We start from the raw sequence: 18754 nt of genomic DNA, 5'->3' as shown, positions 1-18754 counted from the left end.
GCTTAAAGGCGACTGTGCCCACCCGGAAGGAGTGTAGAATATAACGATTCTGCTATCGCCGGACAGGGCTTTCGGGTGGACTCTCGCCCCGTATACGCATGATTGTCACCGAACTGGCCACACGACACCCTCAGGTAACCGGCGTACGACAGCTCGCCACAGCCATAGGGCGTCACCGATAACCCCATCCGACGTGGAAGGCTAACCACGAACCTGCTGGGCTTCATGGCTGTCCGTGGCCATGTAAAAACACGCACGTGGCCGTTGACAGCGTTTCTCGTACTCCGCCGATCCCTACGGCATCGACCCTGCGCTGTGTCGGAGAGACACGCGTCAGCTACGGTGACCAGCCCTGAGCGGTCTCGTCGCGAGAGCTTCAGCATCGGATAGTTCACTGAGCGGCCGGAGAGTGAGCGACTACGGCACGCACGCGGTACGGCGGGGCGGAAGGCGCGGAGGTGGGTGGGTGCTCCGGCCGGCGTATAAAAGTCCGCAACCACCGCGCCCGAGCAGGCCGGAGGCCTGAAACACCAGGGAGCGACTGAGACGGCCGGCCGGAGCACCCACCCACCGGAGCGCGCACGCCCGATCCCCCATGACGACGTGGGAACACCCGATCAAGCGACAGCAGGCTTGAGAACGCGACACCACAGGTGCCGCCCCAAGTCGAACAGATGACTTTAGGTAAGGTGCCTTATGTCTAATTGGTGATGACATAAAGGGATACCTCATGGGCGTTTCTGCGGCGTACGTGACCTTCGCGGACCCGGACAGGCTCGACGACGAGCAGGAACTCGCCGTCGCGGCCTGGGCCGAGGCGGGGATCACCGGCCACATCGTGCGCTGGGACGATCCCGGTGTCGACTGGGCCGGGTTCGACGCCGTCGTGGTCCGTACCGCCTGGGACTATGTGACGAGGCGGGCGGAGTTCCTCGACTGGGCCCGGCACGTCGAGTCCGTCACCCGGCTGTTCAACCCGGCCGCCGTGCTGGAACGCAACACCGACAAGGTCTACCTGCGTGACCTGAAGGCGCCGATCATCCCCACCTCCTGGGTCGCGCCGGGCGAGACCGTGAACCTCCCGGTCCTCGACGAGTACGTGGTCAAGCCGTCGATCTCGGCCGGAGCCCGCGACACGATCAGGACCGTGGATCGCGAACAGGCCGAGGAACACGCCGCCAAGCTGGCCGCCAACGGCCGGACCGCGATGATCCAGCCGTACCTGGACATGGTCGAGGGCGAGGGGGAGACCTCGATGCTCTACTTCGGCGGCAGGTTCAGCCACGCCATCCGGCGCAACCCGATGCTGACCGAGAGCGCCACCAAGCCGGGACAGGGTAACGACCACGGGGAACTCCGCACCCCCGAGCCCGACCAGTTCGCGCTGGCCGAGCAGGTGCTCGGTGAGTTTCCCGAACTGCTCTACGCCCGGGTGGACCTGGTCCGGCTGGCCGACGGCAGCCCGGCCCTCATCGAGATCGAGCTCACCGAGCCCTACCTGTTCCTGGGCTACGCACCCGACGCCGCCGCCAACCTGGCGACCGCGCTGGCCAGGGCGATCTGACGCCCCACGGAGAACAGGCTCGCAAAGAACAAGCTTGCAGAAAACAAGCCCGCAGAGAAACGGAGAGCAGGCCCACAGAGACGCACCGGAAACGGCGCGCGCCCCGCGAAGGGACGCGCGCCGTACCGGATTACTGCGGCAGTACCACCGCGAGCGGAGAGACCCCCGCGGCACGCAGCGCGTCGGGGACCTTCCGCGCCCAGGGGTGCTCGTGCGTGTCGAGACCCTCGGGGTTGGCCACGACGAACCGGACCGCGCCGCCGGGAGCGGCCTGCTCGGTCCAGGTGGCGCCGAAGCCGTTCAGCGCCGCGGCGGCCTTGTCACGGTCGGAGGCGGGAACCGTGACCCGGATCGGCGACTCGTGCTCCGGGATGGCCGCGGCGGTCTTCGAGGCGTCCGGGGCCGGGGCGAGCGTCCGCGCCCGCGCCGAGGCGGACGGCAGGTCGGCGGTGATCGCGTTGGCGACGATCTTCGCCGTGCCGTCGCTGAAGGCACGGAAGTTCGGCTCGGCGGCGAACAGCACCGCGTGGCCACGTCCCACCGGCTCGTCGACCGCCGCCGCCGTTCCGGCGAGCTCCTCGGCGCCCAGCGCGAAACCGGACAGGAACCAGTCGGGCGAGTCGGCGGCCGGGTAGGAGGTCACCACGTGCGAGGGGTTCGAGGCCCGCATGACCAGGTCGTACGCGTAGAACTGCATGACGCTCGACCCGACGTCCCTGCTCAGCGGCCCCTGGGCCACGTTCGTCCGGAGCAGCGAGCCGGGGATGTCCGAGGTCGGCTCGGTCAGCGTCACGCTGGAGACGCCGGCCAGGGCGGCCAGCCGGGCGCCGCCCGCCCAGCCGACGTAGCGCCCGCCGCCGCCGACCCAGTCGCGCAGCGCCGCGCGCCCGGCCTCGCCGAGGGCGTTGTTCGCCGAGTTGGACGAGCCGTCCGGCACGAGCAGCACGTCCAGCCCGCCCAGCCTGCCCGCGGCGACGTCGGCCGGCGTGAGCACCTGGTAGGACAGCTTCCAGTCGCGGTCCAGGCGGTGGCGGAGCCAGCCGGAGGACTCGGCCGCGTTCTGCGCGGTGCCACCGGACAGCTGCAGGACTCCGATCTTCCGGGAGGTGGTGACCTTGACCGAGGGGGCGTCCACCGCCCGCACCGGCGTCGCGATGGGCAGCAGCACCTGGCCCGAGGAGCCGCCGGAGACGTTGCCGAGCAGCGGCAGGCTCCATGCGGTCACGTCGTAGAAGTAGGGGAACGGGGTGTAGGTGTCCTCGTTCAGCATGGCCTGGACCCAGTGCTTCTGCGCCTGGGCCAGCGGGATCCAGTAGGTGCCCTTGGGCAGCGTGGTCTTCGCCTCGGGCCTGCCGTACGCCTTGAAGTCCTTGACGGTCAGCGGCGTGGCCAGCTTGTACACCTGGACGTCCATCCGCTGGAGCCGCCGTACGACGAGGTCGGTCTCCGCCTTCTTGGCCGGGTCGTCGGCGCGCAGGAAGTAGTGGCGCACCTTCCGGTCGGGCACCTGGGTGATGACCTCGTGGCCCGGGTTGTAGACCTGGTTCGGCTCCAGGTGGCCGTTGAGCCCCTGCTTGAGGGCGTCGGCGTACATGCCGTGCCAGGTGGTGAGGATCTCGGTCTTCTTGGCCGCCGCCGCCGAGAGCGAGACCCACTGGGTGAGCCACTGCTCGAAGGTCCGGGTGGCGATCGGGGAGGCGTTGCCCTTCTCGAAGGTCATGCCCGCCGCGTTGAACCCGCCTGCCGGGACCGTGTCGCCGTAGCCCATGTAGAACAGGTCGTAGACGCTGCGATTGAAGAACGGGATCCCGCGCCTGGTGAACTCGCCGATCATCGCGGCGCCGTAGGTGTTGTTGATCCAGTCGACCGTCGGCTCGGCGATGTCGTGGTAGATCGGGTCGGCGTTCGGCGGGAAGAAGTACTCGGTGCCGCCCATCTCGTGGGCGTCGATGAAGAGCTGCGGCGGATACTTCCGCATCAGCTCGATCTTGCCGTCGGTCTCCGGCTGGGTCCGTGCGAACCAGTCGCGGTTCATGTCGAAGGCGTAGGCGTTCCGCCTGGTGTCGGCCTCGCGGCCGTCGGGGTTCTGCGTCGGCAGGATCACCGTGACGGCGTTGTCCAGGATTCGCCTGGCCGCGCAGTCGTCCCGCCCGGCCAGGTCGTAGAGCGTCTTCAGCGCCGCGTCGGTGCCGCTCTCCTCGCCGCCGTGCACGTTTCCGGCGATCCACAGGATCGCGGGCGTGTTCCTGGCGAGGAGCTTCGCCGCGGGAGCGGGGGTGAGGGGGTTGCGCAGCAGCTTGATGGAGTTCTCGATCGCGCGCAGGTTCCGGATGTTCTGCGAGGTGCCGACGATCGCGTACTTCAGCGGGCGTCCCTGGGCGGTGGTGGCCAGGGTGCCGGAGACGACCCGGTCGCTGGCCGCGTCGATCGCGGTCAGCAGCGTGTCGGACTCGGCCGAGGTAACCTCCCGCTCGCCAAGGTCGAAGCCGAGGACACTCTTCGGCGTCGGCACCTTGCCGTGGTAGACGGCGGGAGTCTGGGTGGCGTCACAGGTGGTCACGGGTGGTGCGGCCGGAGTGGGGTCCGCCTGGGCGGCACCGGCTGGAAGGGCGATGGCGACGGCCAGAACGGCCGGCGCCACCACCTTGAAGCGCTTCAGCATGAAGCAAAGCTGTCATCTGGAAGAAATGACAGCAAGAGGTAAAATTTTACACTTGCGTTACGAATGGGGTTTTTGGGGACAAAAATGATCTGAGGTACGGATATGGGGGAAGAGTCCGGGAACTACGTGTGGCCGGAGATGCCGCCGTCCACCGGGATCACCGTCCCGGTGAGATAGGCGCCGGCCCGCGAGGACAGGAAGATCGCGGTGCCCGCCATGTCGTCCGGGCGGCCGATCCTACCCAGCGGGACGTGGGAGGCGACCGCCGCGCGCATCGTCTCGTCCTGGAGCGCGAAGGCCATCATCTTCGACTCGAACGGCCCCGGGGCGATCGCGTTGACCGTGATCGACTCCTTGGCGAGCCGCTGGGACAGGTGCCGGGTGAGCATGTGCACCGCAGCCTTGGCCGCGGAGTAGGCGTAGTTCTCCATCGAGGGCACCCGGATGCCGTCCACCGAGCCGATGTTGATCACTCTGGCCGGGGACTCGGGGCTCGCGGCGGCGCGCAGCAGCGGCAGGAACCGCTGGGTCAGGTAGAACACGCCCTTGACGTTGATCCCCCAGAGCTTGTCGAACGCCTGCTCGGGGTACTCCTCCAGCGGCGCGCCCCAGGTCGCCCCGGCATTGTTGACCAGCACGTCCAGCCGGGACTCCCGCTCCGCGACCGCCTCGAACAGGGTGGACACCCCGTCCTCGGTGGACAGGTCGGCCGGTACGGCCGTGCATCCCAGCTCCGCGGCGGTCTTCTCGACCTCGGCCGCCTTGCGGGAGGAGATGTAGACCGTGGCTCCCGCGTCGACGAACCCGGCCGCGATCATCCGGCCGATTCCCCTGGAGCCGCCGGTGACGACGACGATCTTGCCTTCCACCGAGAACAGAGTCATGTTCTGTAGCATGCCGCACTCCCGGCCGCCCCGTCCATACCGGACGGTCGGTCCAGCAATCCGTGGAATATCCCTTTTTGTACCTATAAGCCCTTTTGTATCGACTTGTAGCGGAGAGCCTGAAAAATAATGTCGACAAACAAAACGAGAATGAAACAATTTTCCACCACGCGTTGACACGCGCCGTTTGTATGGTGTGCCTTCGTTGTCAATAGATCACCGATCCGAAGGTGGGGCACACCATGGTCAGAACGGGGACGCGCCTGGCGGCGCTGAGCCTGGCGCTGTCGATGGCGACACTTCTCGTGGCGCACGCATCACCATCTGCCGCGAGGACGTCCCAGACGTCCCAGACCGCCCAGGGGGCACCCCAGGCGGAGAAGAGGATCGTCCGGCTGGGCGCGACGCAGAGCATGGACTCGATGAACCCGTTCCTGGCGGTCCGGGTGGTCTCCACGTCGATCCACCGCTGGATGTACGGCTTCCTCACGGTGCCCGATTCCAAGACCCTGAAGCCCGGCCCCGACCTCGCCGAGTCGTGGGAGACCTCACCGGACAAGCTGACCTGGACCTTCACCATGCGTGCCGGAGCCACCTGGTCGGACGGCAAGCCCGTCACCGCCCAGGACGCCGCGTGGACCTTCAACAAGATCATGACGGATGACGGAGCCAAGACGGCCAACGGCCCCGCCGTCGAGAACTTCGACACCGTGACCGCGTCCGACGACCGGACCCTGGTCATCAAGACCAAGAAGCCCCAGGCCTCGATGCTGGAGCTGCCGATCCCGATCATGCCCAAGCACGTCTGGGAGAGCGTCCCCGACATCGGCACCTACGAGAACGAGGTCTACCCCGCCGTCGGCAGCGGCCCCTACATCGCCGTCGAGCACAAGAAGAACGCCTATGTGAGGCTCAAGGCCAACCCGTCGTACTGGCGCGGTGCCCCCGCCATCGACGAGCTGCACGTCATCTTCTACGAGAACCCCGAGGCGGCGATCGCCGGTCTGAAGAAGGGCGACATCGACTGGATCGGCCGCCTGCAGGGCCCGCAGTTCGAGGCCCTCGCGGGCGATGCGAACATCACGCAGTGGAACACCCAGGGCCGCCGGGCCGCCTACCTGCAGTTCAACCCGGGCGCCGCGACGGCCGACGGCGAGCCGATCGGCGACGGGCACCCCGCGCTGAAGGACGTCAGGGTGCGCCAGGCCATCCACCATGCGATCGACAAGAAGACCCTCGTCGAGCAGGCGCAGAACGGTCTCGCCGTACCGGCGGACGGCTCGATCATCCCGCCGATGTACCAGGAGTTCTTCTGGAAGGCCGAGGGCGAGGCGGCCGTCACCTTCGACCTGGCGGAGGCCAACCGCATCCTCGACGAGGCCGGCTACGCCAAGGGCGCGGACGGCATCCGCACCATGCCCGAGGGCGGGCGCAAGCTGGAGATGCGCTTCAGCATCCACACCGACGAACCCGTCGAGGACAAGATCGCCCAGTACCTCACCGGCTGGCTGAAGGACATCGGCATCCAGCTCACCACCCGCAGGCTCGACTCCAACAAGTTCACCGAGGAGACGGGCAGCACGGCGCTCTACGACATCGCGATCAGCGGCTGGTCGGTCAACCCGGATCCGGAGGAGATCCTGGCCACCCACCTGTGCAGCCGCAGGCCCACCGCGAGCGGGGAGGGCGGCGGCACCGAGTCGTTCTTCTGTGACAAGGAGTTCGAGAGGCTCTACCAGGAGCAGCTGGTCGAACTCGACCGGCCCGCCCGGGTCAAGCTGATCAAGCAGATGCAGGAGCGGCTCTACACCGAGGCCCCCGTCGTCGCGATCTACTACCCCAACAACCTGGAGGGCTACCGCAAGGACCGGATCGCCTCCATCACCCCGATCCCCGAGGACAACGGCATCCTGTACGGCGGGAGCAGCTACTGGCCGGTCTACACGCTGCGCGCCGTCGAGCGCGCCGCCGCCCCGGCCGGGAGCGGTTCGGGAATCGGCACCGCGGTGGTCGTCGGGGTGGTCGTCGTACTGGTCCTCGGCGCCGGGGGCTTCCTTCTCATGCGGCGCCGCCGCGTCTCCGCCGACGACCGCGAGTAGCGGCCGATGCTCACATCGCCGCAACAGGTGAGGGACGGCGCCGAGGAGGGCGGTGCCCGCCGGGCCGTGGCGCGCTACGCGCTGGTCAAGCTCGGCGGGGCACTGCTCAGCATCGGGCTGGTGATCGTCGCCACGTTCTTCCTGTTCCGTCTGATCCCCGGCGACCCCGCCATCGCCTACACCCGCGACGTGCCGGTGACCCCGGAACAGCTCGCCCTGCTCAGGCGGCAGCTGGGCCTGGATCGGCCGCTGGGCGCGCAGTTCCTGGACTTCGTGGGCCGGACCCTGCGGCTGGACCTGGGCACCTCGTACGAGTACCGCAGACCGGTCGCCGAGCTCATCGGCGACCGGGTGGGACCGACGTTGCTGCTGGTGGGCACCGGGCTGGCCGTCGCGGTCGGCCTGGGCATGTGGCAGGGCACCAGGGCCGCCTGGCACCACGGCGGCCGCTTCGACCGCCTCTCCACCGGGACCGCGCTGACCCTGTGGTCGGTGCCGACCTTCTGGCTGGGACTGCTGCTGCTCATGGTGCTCGCCGCCGGGATCGGCCCGATACCCGGCCTGTTCCCCACCCGGGGTATGGAGGACGTCGACGCCCCCGGCGGACCGCTCTACCTGCTGCACGTCGCCCACCACCTGGTGCTGCCCTGCCTCACCCTGGTCGCCGTCGTCTACGCGCAGTACCTGCTGGTCATGCGCTCCTCGCTGCTGGAGGAGATCGGCCAGGACTACGTGACCACCGCCCGCGCCAAGGGGCTGCGCGACGACGACGTCCGGCGCCGCCACGCGGTGCCGAACGCGCTGCTGCCGACGGTGACCCTGGTCTTCATGCAGATCGGGTTCGTGGTCGGCGGCGCGGTCTCGGTGGAGTTCGTCTACTCCTGGCCCGGTCTCGGGCTGCTGTTCGTCGAGGCGATCAGGGGACCCGACTACGCCGTCATGCAGGGCACCTTCATGCTCGTCTGCGTCGCGGTGATCGTCATGAACACGCTGGCCGACGTGGTCTACCACGTCCTGGACCCGAGGGTGAGGTCGGCTTGAGCACGACGGCCCGTACCCGCCGCCGCGCCGCTCTGACGCGGTTCCGCCGTCAGTACGCCAGGCAGCGAGCAGGGCTGTACGGGGTGGCGATCCTGCTGGTCGCCGTCCTGGCGGCCCTGCTCGCGCCGTTGCTCACCGACCCGTCGGGGATGGACGTGACGAGGGCGACGGGCGCCAGGATGGCACCGCCGAGCATGGACTTCCCGCTCGGCACCGACGAGTCCGGCCGCTCGGTGGCGCTCATGCTGCTGTGGGGCGCGCGGGTCTCGCTGCTCATCGGGTTCATGTCGGCGCTGCTCAGCATGGTGATCGGCACGGTGTTCGGCATCGCGGCCGGGCACTTCCGGGGCTGGGTGGCCGCCGTGCTGATGCGCGTCACCGACTGGTTCCTGGTGCTGCCCGCGCTGGTCCTGGCCATGGTGCTCGCGGCCATCCTCGGCGGCAGCCCGTTCACGATCATCCTGGCGATCGGGGTGACCTCCTGGGCGTCCACAGCGAGGCTGATCCGGGCGCAGACGCTGGCGGTCGAGGCCAGGCCGTACATCGAGAGGTCCAGGGCACTGGGCGCCGGGCACTGGCACGTCATGACCCGGCACGTGCTGCCGAACGTCGCCCCGCTGGTCCTGGCCAACACCACGCTCATGGTGGCCAGCGCCATCGTCACCGAGTCCACCCTCGCCTTCCTCGGCGCGGGCTCCGGCCAGGTCTCGTGGGGCACCATGCTGCGCGGCTCCTACGACTGGGGCGCGGCCACCTCGGGAGCCTGGTGGTACGTGCTGCCGCCCGGCCTGTGCATCATCGCGGTGGTCCTGGCGTTCACCCTCTGCGGGCGCGCCCTGGAGACCGTGCTCAACCCGCGGCTGAGAGGAGCCTCGTGACCCTGCTCGAACTGCGTGACCTGGCGGTGACCTACCGGGGCGAGACCGGGGACGTGCCCGCCGTGCGGGGCGTCTCACTCGGCCTGGAGGCCGGTGAGGCGCTCGGCGTGGCGGGGGAGTCGGGGTCGGGCAAGTCGACGCTGGCCATGTCCCTGCTGCGGCTGCTGCCCAGGAACGCATCGGTGTCCGGGGAGATCCTGCTGGACGGCGAGGACGTCCTGACGATGAGCTGGGGGCGGTTGCGCGCGGTCCGGTGGGCCTCGGCCTCGCTGGTCTTCCAGGGAGCCCAGCACGCTCTGAACCCGGTGCGCCGGATCGGCGACCAGATCGCCGAGCCGCTGCGGGTGCACGGCATGGCCACCGGGGCCGAGGCGCGACGCAGGGTGACGGAGCTGCTGGAGCAGGTCGGCCTGCCGGCCTGGCGGGCGCGCGGCTACCCGCACGAGCTCTCAGGTGGCCAGCGCCAGCGGGTGATGATCGCCATGGCGCTGGCCTGCTCACCCCGCCTGATCGTCGCCGACGAGCCGACCACCGCGCTGGACGTGATGATCCAGGCGCAGGTGCTCTCGCTGATCCGCTCGCTCATCGCCGAGCACGGGATCGGCCTGATCATGATCTCCCACGACCTGTCGGTCCTGGCCTCGACGTGCGACCGGCTGGCGGTCATGTACGCGGGCCGGGTGGTCGAGTCCGGCCCCTCGCGCGAGGTCTTCACCGGCGGGCGGCACCCCTACAGCAGGGCGCTGGCCGAGGCGTTTCCCACCGTCGGGGACCCCGCCTCCAGAATGGCGCCCAAAGGGCTGGGCGGTGATCCGCCCGACCCCGCGCACCTGCCCACGGGGTGCTCCTTCCACCCTCGCTGCCCGGTCTCGCTCGTCTCGTGCGCGTCGGAGCCGGTCGAGTTGCGGGTCGCGGGTGACGGTACCGGGGCGCCGCACACCGCCGCGTGCGTCCACGTCAGCGAGGAGAGCCGATGACCCTGCTCGAAGCACGGGATGTGCGGGTGGAGTTCGCCTCGCGCGGGCGTCGCGCCCGCGCGGTGGACGGGGTGAACCTCGCCGTGGGCGAGGGGGAGATCGTCGCGCTGGTCGGCGAGTCCGGCTGCGGCAAGACGACGCTGGCCAGGACCCTGCTCGGCCTGGAGCGGCCCACCTCGGGGTCGGTCCACTACGGCGGCGTCCCGCTGGCCTACTCGTCGCGCGCTCTGCGGGCCCACCGCCGCGAGGTGCAGCTCGTGCTCCAGGACCCCACCGGATCGCTCAACCCCCGGCACACCGTCTACGAGGCGGTGGCCGAGGGGCCGCGCATCCATCGCCTGCCCGGCGAGGGCGACCTGGTCGCCTCGGCCCTGTCGAGGGCCGGGCTGCGTCCTCCCGAACGGTTCTTCGACCGGCACCCGCACGAGCTGTCCGGCGGCCAGCGCCAGCGCGTCGTCATCGCCGGAGCCCTCGCGCTGGAGCCCCGGGTGCTGGTCGCCGACGAGCCGGTGGCCTCGCTGGACGCGTCGGTACGCGGCGAGATCCTCGCCCTGCTGCTCCGCCTCCGCGCCGAGCTGGGCCTGTCGGCCCTGGTCGTCACCCATGACCTCGGGCTGGCCTGGAACATCGCCGACCGGGTCGCGGTGATGTATCTCGGCAGGATCGTCGAGTCGGGGCCGGTGGAGCGGATCCTCACCTCGCCCTCGCACCCGTACACCCAGGCGCTGCTGTCGGTCCTGCCGGAGTCGCGGTCGCCCGTGGTGCTGGGCGGCGAGCCGCCGGACCCCACCCGGATCCCGGCCGGTTGCCGCTTCCACCCGCGCTGCCAGGTGCTGGCCTCGGGCGCGGCGGCCGAGGCGGGGGTCGACGGGCTGTGCGCGTCCGGGGAGCTGCCGGTCCTGCCATCCTCGGCCGGGTCCCAGGTCGCCTGCCACCACGCCGAGGCCCGCTCCGCCCGGCACGAGGCGGAGCCGGAAACGGAGCGGCTGTGAGGTGAGGCGGGGAAGGGCCGGCCTCGGGCGTGGCCCCTCCCCGAAGGACGTCCACGGAGAACGGTTCCGGAGCCCGGCTTCCGAGGTCGGTTTCCGGGGCCGATCGCAGAGACCGCTCTCGGAAACCGGGCTCAGAGGCCGGGGAGGAGGCCGTTCCTGAACAGGTCGACGAAGAGTCCGTGGTCGGCCCTGGCCCGCGCTCCGTAGGCGTGCGCGAAGTCGACCAGGGTGCGGGTGAAGCCCTCGGCGTCGCCGTCGATCACGGCCACGATCGCGTCCTCGGTGGAGAAGTCGACCAGGTCGTGGCTGGACTCGTCGTCGGCCACCGAGTGCATCCTGGCCACCGCCCGGCCCAGGTCGCGAACCACCGAGGCGAGCTCGTCCGGCTCGTTGACGTCGCCCCAGTCCAGGTCGGCGGTGTAGGGGGAGACCTCGGCGACCATCTGGCCGACGCCGTTCAGTGTGGTGTAGCCGAGCCACGGGTCGGCGTACGCCTGCAGGGCCCGTTGCGACTCGGCGGTGCGGTGGCCCTGGTGCTTGAAGTAGCCGTGCACCTTCTCGTCCGTCACGTGCCGTGCCACGGCCGGGACCTGGGCCTGCTTCATGTAGAGGATGACGTCGTTCTCCAGAGCCTGGGTGTGGCCTTCGAGCAGCATGTTGTAGGAGGGCAGCCCGGCCGAGCCGATCCCGATGCCGGTGCGGAGCGCGAAGTCCTTGATCTTGTGCTCGACCGCCGAGACGGTGGGCAGGGTCGTCAGGTAGTCCTGGAAGGCCGCCTCCACCAGCTGCCGGGTCTCCTCGTCGACCGGATAGCGGCCGTCCATGACGGCGAACCTGCGGTCGAAGTTCTCGACGGTGGTCTCCAGCTCCAGCAGCGCCACCCGGGTGTTCAGCCGGGCGTGCTGCAGCACCCGGTGCAGCACGCCGGTGGTGGTCTCCAGGGTCAGCGAGCCGATCGCGTCGTCCCCGCCCTCCGAGATGCCGGTCAGCTCGGCGAGGTAGGCGCCGGCGAACTCGGTCACCAGTGCGCCGATGACCTCGTCGGACAGCGCCTTGGCGTACCCGATGAGCGCGATGCTGGCCGAGAACCGTCGCAGGTCCCAGATGTACGGCCCGACGTAGGCCTCGTCGAAGTCGTTGACGTTGAAGACCAGCACGCCGGAGGCGTTCATGTAGGTGCCGAAGTTCTCGGCGTGCAGGTCGCCGTGGATCCAGACCCGCCTGGTCTGGTCGTCCAGGAAGACGTCGTCGGCGAACTCGCCGGTCATGTCCGCGTAGAACAGGCAGGCGCTGCCCCGGTAGAAGGCGAACGGCGAGGCGGCCATCTTCCGGAACTTGCGCCGGAAGGCGGCGGGGTCGCGCTTCATGGAGTCGCCGAACTCGGTGATCAGGACGTCGAGAATGTGCGCCGAGCGCCCATCGATGGTCATGGTGGGCAGATTAGGTCGCCGGACCGAAGCTCCGCCACATCGGGAACATCACGGATCTGGAACGCGCCAACGACCCGGCCCCGTTCTCACCCGGCTCGCGGGGGTCGGGCACGGCCTTCGGAGAGGCGGAAAGTCGTCGACAGCCGCGCCAGTTGATCATAGGTTCGGCGGTGAGAACCAGAAAGTCCGAAGGCGCGGGGGCGCGGCGGGGGCAGGGCCGCCCGGCGGATGCGGGGCCAGAAGGACGGCTGAGAGTTCACAGGAGAGGTGTGAAGGTCGATATGGCGGTGCTGGAGGGCAAGGCGGCGGTGGTCACCGGGGGGTCGCGGGGCATCGGCCGGGCGATCGTGGAGCGCCTCGCCCGAGACGGGGCGGACGTGCTCTTCAGCTACGCGAACGCCGCCGCGTCCGCGGGCGAGGTGGAGTGGGGCGTCAAGGAGGCGGGCGGGAGCGCCCGCGCCGTCCAGGTCGACCTCGGGAGGCCGGGCGCCGCGGAGTGGCTGATGGAGACCGCCGAGGAGTTTCTCGGTGGCCTCGACATCCTGGTCAACAACGCCGTGCTGAGCTTCACCCCGATCGCCATCGCGGAGACCACCGAGGAACTGTACGACCGCGCCATGGCGGTCAACGCCAAGGCCGCCTTCCTGACCATCCGGTATGCCGCCGGGCACATGCGCGACGGCGGGCGCATCATCAACATCTCCACCCTCAACACCGTCCGCCCCGCACCGGGTATCGCCCCCTACGTGGCGAGCAAGGGCGCCCTCGAACAGCTGACCGCCGTCGCGGCCCGCGAGCTCGGCGGGCGGGGCATCACCGTCAACACGGTCTCCCCCGGCGCCACGGACACCGACCTCCTGCGCGGCACCAACCCCGAGGGGGTGCTGACCCAGGTGGCCGCCATGACCCCGCTGGCCCGTCTCGGCGAGCCCTCGGACATCGCCGACGTCGTGGCCTTCCTGGCGGGCCCCGACAGCCGCTGGCTCACCGGCCAGAACATCCATGCCAACGGCGGCCTCGGCTGAGGACGTACTGAATCCGAAAGCTCGGCGTGACGCGCGATCATGCCGCTGACCTGCAGCGGTAGATAGCCTCCGGGTAACGTCCACCTTTGATCGTCAGTAGGCGAGCGTCCCCCCGTCCACCCGCTCGCGACCACTGTCAGCGGTCCGGCCTTCCTGTGCCGTGCTGTGCCGTCGCGCTGTGCCGTGTTCGGCCGTGCCGTGCGGGTCGGCCGTCGCGCCGGCCGCTTCACCTGATCGTCTCGCTGTCGGCGGCCTGTCCTGACCGGCCTTCCGTCCCCGGGCGGTAAAGCGGGCGGCCGTACGGTCCGAGCCGGGCCTGAGGCGTTGTTTTGGGTCTTGTAGGCGTGCGGCGCCGGGGTTACGATCCGCGTAATTATTAGGAAACTTTCCTAAATGGAAAGGTGCTTACGTGCGCCGATTAGCCTCCATGCTGCTGGTTCTCGCCCTTGCAGCCACTTTCGCCGCTCTCTCGTCCCCCGCCTCGGCCGCCGCCCGGCTCACCGCGGCCTTCACCCTCACCGGCACCCAGGGCAAGTTCGTGGTGAGCAACCCCGGCACCACCCCGGTCACCGGCTGGTCGATCACCTTCGACCTGCCCGCGGGCATCACGGTCAGCGGTGCCCAAAACGCCACCACCACGCAGAACGGAACGCGGGTCAAGCTGACCCCCGCCTTCTACATCAACACGGTACGGGCGAACGGCAACACCGAGCCGTACAGCCCCACCTTCACGCTCAGTGCGGCGGTCCAGCCGGTGAGCTGCACGATCAACGGCGCCAACTGCGACGGCAGCGGCGACCCGCCACCCCCGGACGCGCCCGTCACCGCGACCTACTCGGGGAGTGGCACCCAGGGCAGATTCGTGGTCGCCAACAACACCGACACCGCGCTCAACGGCTGGTCGATCACCTTCGACCTGCCCGCCGGGGTCACCGCGAGCGCCGCGCAGAACGGGTCGCTGAGCCAGAGCGGGCGCCAGGTCACGTTGAGCCCGGCCCACTACAACACGACCGTGGCGGCACGCGGTACCACCGAGCCGTACAGCCCCGCGTTCACGCTCAGCAGCGCGACCGCCGAGCCGGAGAACTGCAGGATCAACGACGTCAGGTGCGACGGCGCCGCCGACACGCCGCCCGGCGCGCCCGGCAACCTGCGCTCGCCGGTCAAGACCACCAGGACCGTCTCGCTGGCCTGGGACGCCGCGACCCCCGGAAGCCTGCCGATCTCCGGCTACCAGGTCTACCGGGGCGCCGACCTCGCCGCGACGGTCACCGGGACGAGCACCACCGTCACCGGCCTGACCTCGAACACCGAGTACACGTTCACCGTGAAGACCAGGGACCGGAAGGGAACCCTCTCCCCGGCGAGCGCCGCGCTGAAGGTGACCACCAACAACGCCGGTGACGACACCCAGCCGCCGACCGTGCCCGCGAACCTGCGCGTCACCGGCAAGAGCTCCTCCAGTGTCTCGCTCACCTGGGACGCCTCGACCGACAACAAAGGCATCGCCGGGTACGAGGTCTACACCGGCGCGACCCTGGCCACGACGGTGACCGGCACCTCCGCCACGGTGAGCGGGCTGTCGCCGTCCACCGAGTACACCTTCACCGTGAAGGCCCGCGACGTGTACGACAACACGTCGGCGGCGAGCACCGCGCTGAAGGTGAGCACCGACGACATCGTCGGCAGCGGGTACGCCAGGATCGGCTACTTCGTCCAGTGGGGCATCTACGGCCGCCAGTACTTCGTGCGCAACCTCGACACCACCGGTGCCGCCGCGAAGCTGACCCACCTCAACTACGCCTTCGGCAACATCGACCCGGTGAACCTGACCTGCCTGCAGGGTGTCACCAAGGGCACCACCGCGAACCCGCAGGACCCGAACCAGGGCGACGGCTCCGGCGACGCGGACGCCGACTACGGCAGGCCGATGAGCGCGGCGCAGTCGGTGGACGGCGTCGCCGACACCGGCTGGGAGAAGCTGCGCGGCAACTACAACCAGCTCCGCAAGCTCAAGGCGAAGTATCCGAACCTCAAGGTGCTGATCTCGCTCGGCGGCTGGACGTACTCGAAGTACTTCTCCGACGTGGCGGCCACCGACGCGGCGCGCAAGAAGTTCGTGAGCTCCTGCGTCGACACGTACATCAAGGGGAACCTGCCGGTCTACAACGGTGCGGGCGGCCCCGGCAGCGCCGCCGGCATCTTCGACGGCATCGACCTGGACTGGGAGTGGCCGGGCTCGGAGGGGCACGCGGGCAACCACATCGGCCCGAACGACAAGGCGAACAACACGCTGCTGATCGCCGAGTTCCGCAGGCAGCTCGACGCGCTGACCCAGGAGACCGGCAGGCGCTACCAGCTCACCGCCTTCACCCCCGCCGACCCGGCGAAGATCGCCGCCGGCTGGGACCTGCCCGAGGTCGCCAGGTCCCTGGACATCTTCAACGTCCAGGGCTACGACTTCCACGGCGCGGGCAGCGACAACTCCTGGGAGCCCAACCGGGCCGGACACCAGGGCAACCTGTACGCCGACGCCGAGGACCCGTACCCGTTCCACTTCAGCGTCGAGGACTCGGTCGACGTCTATCTCCAGGCGGGAGTGAACCCGCGCAAGATCACCATCGGTCTCGCCTACTACGGCCGGGGCTGGCAGGGCGTCGCCGACGGCGGGAGGTTCGGTGAGTGGCAGGCGGCCACCGGCGCGGCGCCGGGGCAGTTCCCGGACGAGGCGGGCACTCGCGGGTACGCCAACCTGCTGGCCTCCGTGCCGGGATGCGCGGTGAGACATGACGAGCAGTCGGTGGCGACCTACTGCTACACCGGCAACGGCGGTCAGTGGTGGACCTTCGACGACGCCTGGTCGATCGGGAAGAAGACCGCGTGGCTCCGGAGCAAGGGCCTGCTCGGTGCGATGATCTGGGAGATGTCCGGCGACCCCGGCACCCTGACCACCGCCCTGGACACGGGTCTGCGGTAACCGTCCGGCGGCCGGCCCGCCGAAGTGGGGGCCGGCCGAAGCGCCACGGGCGGCGGGCGGTTCGACGTCGGCCGCATGGACGGCCGGGAGGAACGAGCCGTTTCCGGCGGGAGGACCCCGGTGGTGGGCTCGACGACCGAGCGGACACGGACGGGGCCCCGTCGGGTGGCACGGGAGAACGGCGGCCGGGCGGGCGGAGAGGCTGAACGGCCGTGGAGCCCGGGTGGGCCGGGAGCGATCCCACGGCCGCGCGGTGAGGATGTCACGGATGCCGGTTGGAGACCGAGACGACCTCGCCGGTCATGTACGTGGAGTACTCGCTGGCCAGGAAGACGATCACGTTGGCCACCTCCCACGGTTCCGCCGAGCGGCCGAAGGCCTCGCGGGAGGTCAGTTCGGTGAGCAGTTCGTCGGTGGTGACCTTGGCCAGGAAGGGGTGCATGACCAGCGAGGGGGCCACCGCGTTGACCCGGATGCCGTGCGGGGCGGCCTCCAGGGCGGCGCACCTGGTCAGGGCCATCACCCCGGCCTTGGCCGCCGCGTAGTGCGACTGGCCCTCCTGGGCGCGCCAGCCGATCACCGAGGAGTTGTTGACGATCACCCCGGAACCCCGGGGGACCATCCGCCGCAGGGCGGCCCGGGTGCAGCGCATCGTGCCGGTGAGGGTCACCCCCAGCACGGCGTCCCACTGCTCGTCGGTCATCTCCACCAGCCGCGCCGTACCGCCCAGGCCCGCGTTGTTGACCACCACATCCACCCGCCCGTGCGCCTCGGTCACCGCGTCGAACATGGCGCCCACCTCGGCCTCGGAGGTGACGTCGCAGGGCACCGCGAGCGGCTTGACCCCGCTCAGCTCGGCCAGCGCCTCGGCGGCCTCGCCGAGGCGCCGCTCGTGCCGGTCGGAGACGACCACGGTCGCGCCCTCCTCGGCGCAGCGCCTGGCGGTGGCGTATCCGATGCCCGTCCCGGCCGCCGCCGTGACCAGGACGACCTTTCCCTCGAGCAGGCCGTGGGCGCGGGGGTAGGGGGGAGGTGTCGCCATACGGGCTCCGTTCCGGTGGTCGTGTCTCAGCCCTTGGGCAGACCCAGGGTGCGCTCGGCGATGATGTTGCGCTGGATCTCGCTGGACCCGGCGTAGATGGTGTCGGCGCGGCTGAACAGGTAGAGTCGCTGCAGCGCGTTGAGGTTGTACGGCGGGGCGTCGGCGACCAGGCCCGCGCGCCCCTGGACGGCCTGGGCCAGCTCGCCCAGCCGCCGGTGCCACTCCGACCAGTACAGCTTGCCGATCGACACCTCGGGGCCCGGTTCGCCCGCCGACAGCGAGGTCATGGTGCGCAACGCGTTGAGCCGCATGATGTCCAGTTCCAGCCAGGAGCGCACCAGCCGGTCGCGGAGCACCGGGTCCTCGGCGGCCCCGGTGCGCCTGGCGGTGGCCACCACCTCCGCGAACTCCCGCTGGAAGCCGATCTGCTGGCCCAGGGTGGAGGCGCCGCGCTCGTAGCCGAGGGTGGCCATCGCGATCCGCCAGCCCTCGCCGGGGGCGCCCACGATGTTGCCCGCCGCGGTGCGGACGCCGTCGAGGAAGACCTCGTTGAACTCGCTGGTGCCGGTCATCTGGAGGATGGGCCGTACCTCGATCCCCGGCTGGTCCAACGGGACCAGCAGGTAGGACAGGCCGCGGTGGCGCGCCGAGCCGGGCTCGGTCCTGGCGAGCACGAAGCACCAGTCGGCCACGTGGGCCAGCGAGGTCCACACCTTCTGGCCGGTGATGACCCACTCGCCGTCGTCCAGGCGCGCCCGGGTCTGGACGCCCGCCAGGTCGGAGCCCGCCTCAGGCTCCGAGTAACCCTGGCACCACAGCTCCTCGCCACGCTGGATGGGCGGCAGGAAGCGCCGCCGCTGCTCCTCGGTGCCGTGTTCCAGGATGGTCGGCCCGATCAGCCCCTCGCCGATGTGCCCGACCCTCGCCGGGGCGGCGGCGCGGGCGTACTCCTCGTGGAAGGCGACCTGGTCCTCCAGGGTGGCGTCCCGGCCTCCGTACCTCCTCGGCCAGCCCAGGCAGGTCCAGCCGGCCTCGCCCAGCCGCCGCTCCCAGGCGAGCCGGACCTCGTGTCCCTCGTGCTCGCGGCCGGGCCCGCCCAGTCCCCGGGCGTGCGCGAACTCGCCGGTCAGGTTCTCCTCCAGCCAGGAGCGTGCCTCCTCGCGCAGGGTCATGGGGTGCCTCC

General features: G+C 70.1%; 14 protein-coding genes. 8 read left to right on the top strand and 6 right to left on the bottom strand.

Translation table 11 applies throughout. From position 1 onward, the window contains the following. Positions 1-730: 730 nt before the first annotated feature. Positions 731-1564, top strand: a complete 834-nt coding sequence (locus IG98_RS0101310) for an ATP-grasp domain-containing protein (RefSeq protein WP_030904246.1) — start codon at positions 731-733, stop codon at positions 1562-1564. 130 nt (positions 1565-1694) lie between these two features. Here IG98_RS0101310 and IG98_RS0101305 read toward each other — a convergent pair whose 3' ends face one another. The 3 genes from IG98_RS0101305 to IG98_RS53055 all read right to left on the bottom strand — a co-directional run bounded on the left by IG98_RS0101305 (position 1695) and on the right by IG98_RS53055 (position 5567). Next, positions 1695-4226, bottom strand: a complete 2532-nt coding sequence (locus tag IG98_RS0101305; protein ID WP_051751331.1) for a M14 family zinc carboxypeptidase — start codon at positions 4224-4226, stop codon at positions 1695-1697. Positions 4227-4348: 122 nt separating this feature from the next. Continuing rightward, positions 4349-5110 carry an SDR family oxidoreductase gene (locus IG98_RS0101300; protein ID WP_030904242.1) on the bottom strand — a complete coding sequence of 254 codons (762 nt, stop codon included), beginning with the start codon at positions 5108-5110 and terminating at the stop codon, positions 4349-4351. A gap of 208 nt (positions 5111-5318) precedes the next feature. Continuing rightward, entirely contained in the window at positions 5319-5567 is a 249-nt protein-coding gene (locus tag IG98_RS53055; RefSeq protein WP_245651358.1) for a hypothetical protein, read from the bottom strand. On the opposite strand from IG98_RS53055, the gene IG98_RS0101295 reads away from it, so the two are divergent. From IG98_RS0101295 to IG98_RS0101275, 5 genes are read left to right on the top strand one after another with little or no spacing between them, the layout of a single operon-like run. Next, positions 5533-7209 carry an ABC transporter substrate-binding protein gene (locus tag IG98_RS0101295; RefSeq protein WP_245651357.1) on the top strand — a complete coding sequence of 559 codons (1677 nt, stop codon included), beginning with the start codon at positions 5533-5535 and terminating at the stop codon, positions 7207-7209. The genes IG98_RS53055 and IG98_RS0101295 overlap by 35 nt on opposite strands. 6 nt (positions 7210-7215) lie before the next feature. After that, positions 7216-8250, top strand: coding sequence for an ABC transporter permease (locus tag IG98_RS0101290; RefSeq protein WP_051751329.1), 1035 nt, complete (start codon positions 7216-7218; stop codon positions 8248-8250). Next, on the top strand, positions 8247-9128 hold the full coding sequence (locus IG98_RS0101285) for an ABC transporter permease (protein WP_030904236.1): 882 nt from the start codon (positions 8247-8249) through the stop codon (positions 9126-9128). Before IG98_RS0101290 ends, IG98_RS0101285 begins: the two co-directional genes overlap by 4 nt. Continuing rightward, the gene (locus tag IG98_RS0101280; RefSeq protein ID WP_030904234.1) at positions 9125-10105 is read left to right on the top strand and encodes an ABC transporter ATP-binding protein; all 981 of its coding nucleotides are present in this window, start codon (positions 9125-9127) and stop codon (positions 10103-10105) included. Before IG98_RS0101285 ends, IG98_RS0101280 begins: the two co-directional genes overlap by 4 nt. Continuing rightward, the gene (locus tag IG98_RS0101275; RefSeq protein WP_051751327.1) at positions 10102-11097 is read left to right on the top strand and encodes an ABC transporter ATP-binding protein; all 996 of its coding nucleotides are present in this window, start codon (positions 10102-10104) and stop codon (positions 11095-11097) included. Before IG98_RS0101280 ends, IG98_RS0101275 begins: the two co-directional genes overlap by 4 nt. A 131-nt stretch (positions 11098-11228) precedes the next feature. On the opposite strand, the gene IG98_RS0101270 is transcribed toward IG98_RS0101275, so the two are convergent. Next, complete coding sequence (locus tag IG98_RS0101270; protein ID WP_030904230.1) at positions 11229-12527, bottom strand: DUF2252 domain-containing protein; 1299 nt, start codon at positions 12525-12527, stop codon at positions 11229-11231. 269 nt (positions 12528-12796) lie between these two features. Here IG98_RS0101270 and IG98_RS0101265 point away from each other — a divergent pair, with 269 nt between their 5' ends. Further along, entirely contained in the window at positions 12797-13552 is a 756-nt protein-coding gene (locus tag IG98_RS0101265; protein WP_245651356.1) for an SDR family oxidoreductase, read from the top strand. 409 nt (positions 13553-13961) lie between these two features. After that, a complete protein-coding gene (locus tag IG98_RS0101260; RefSeq protein ID WP_030904225.1) occupies positions 13962-16529 on the top strand; it encodes a glycosyl hydrolase family 18 protein in 2568 nt (855 codons plus the stop codon). A 262-nt stretch (positions 16530-16791) separates the two neighbouring features. Here IG98_RS0101260 and IG98_RS0101255 read toward each other — a convergent pair whose 3' ends face one another. Both IG98_RS0101255 and IG98_RS0101250 read right to left on the bottom strand, forming a co-directional pair. Continuing rightward, positions 16792-17571: an SDR family oxidoreductase gene (locus tag IG98_RS0101255; protein WP_030904223.1), complete on the bottom strand. Its 780-nt coding sequence runs from the start codon at positions 17569-17571 to the stop codon at positions 16792-16794. A 26-nt stretch (positions 17572-17597) separates the two neighbouring features. Further along, a complete protein-coding gene (locus tag IG98_RS0101250) occupies positions 17598-18743 on the bottom strand; it encodes an acyl-CoA dehydrogenase family protein (protein WP_030904222.1) in 1146 nt (381 codons plus the stop codon). Positions 18744-18754: the final 11 nt, after the last annotated feature.

Source organism: Streptosporangium amethystogenes, assembly GCF_000721075.1.
Lineage (GTDB): Bacteria > Actinomycetota > Actinomycetes > Streptosporangiales > Streptosporangiaceae > Streptosporangium > Streptosporangium amethystogenes.
Note: the sequence above shows the minus strand (reverse complement) of the source record. Positions and strands in the feature narration are given on the sequence as shown.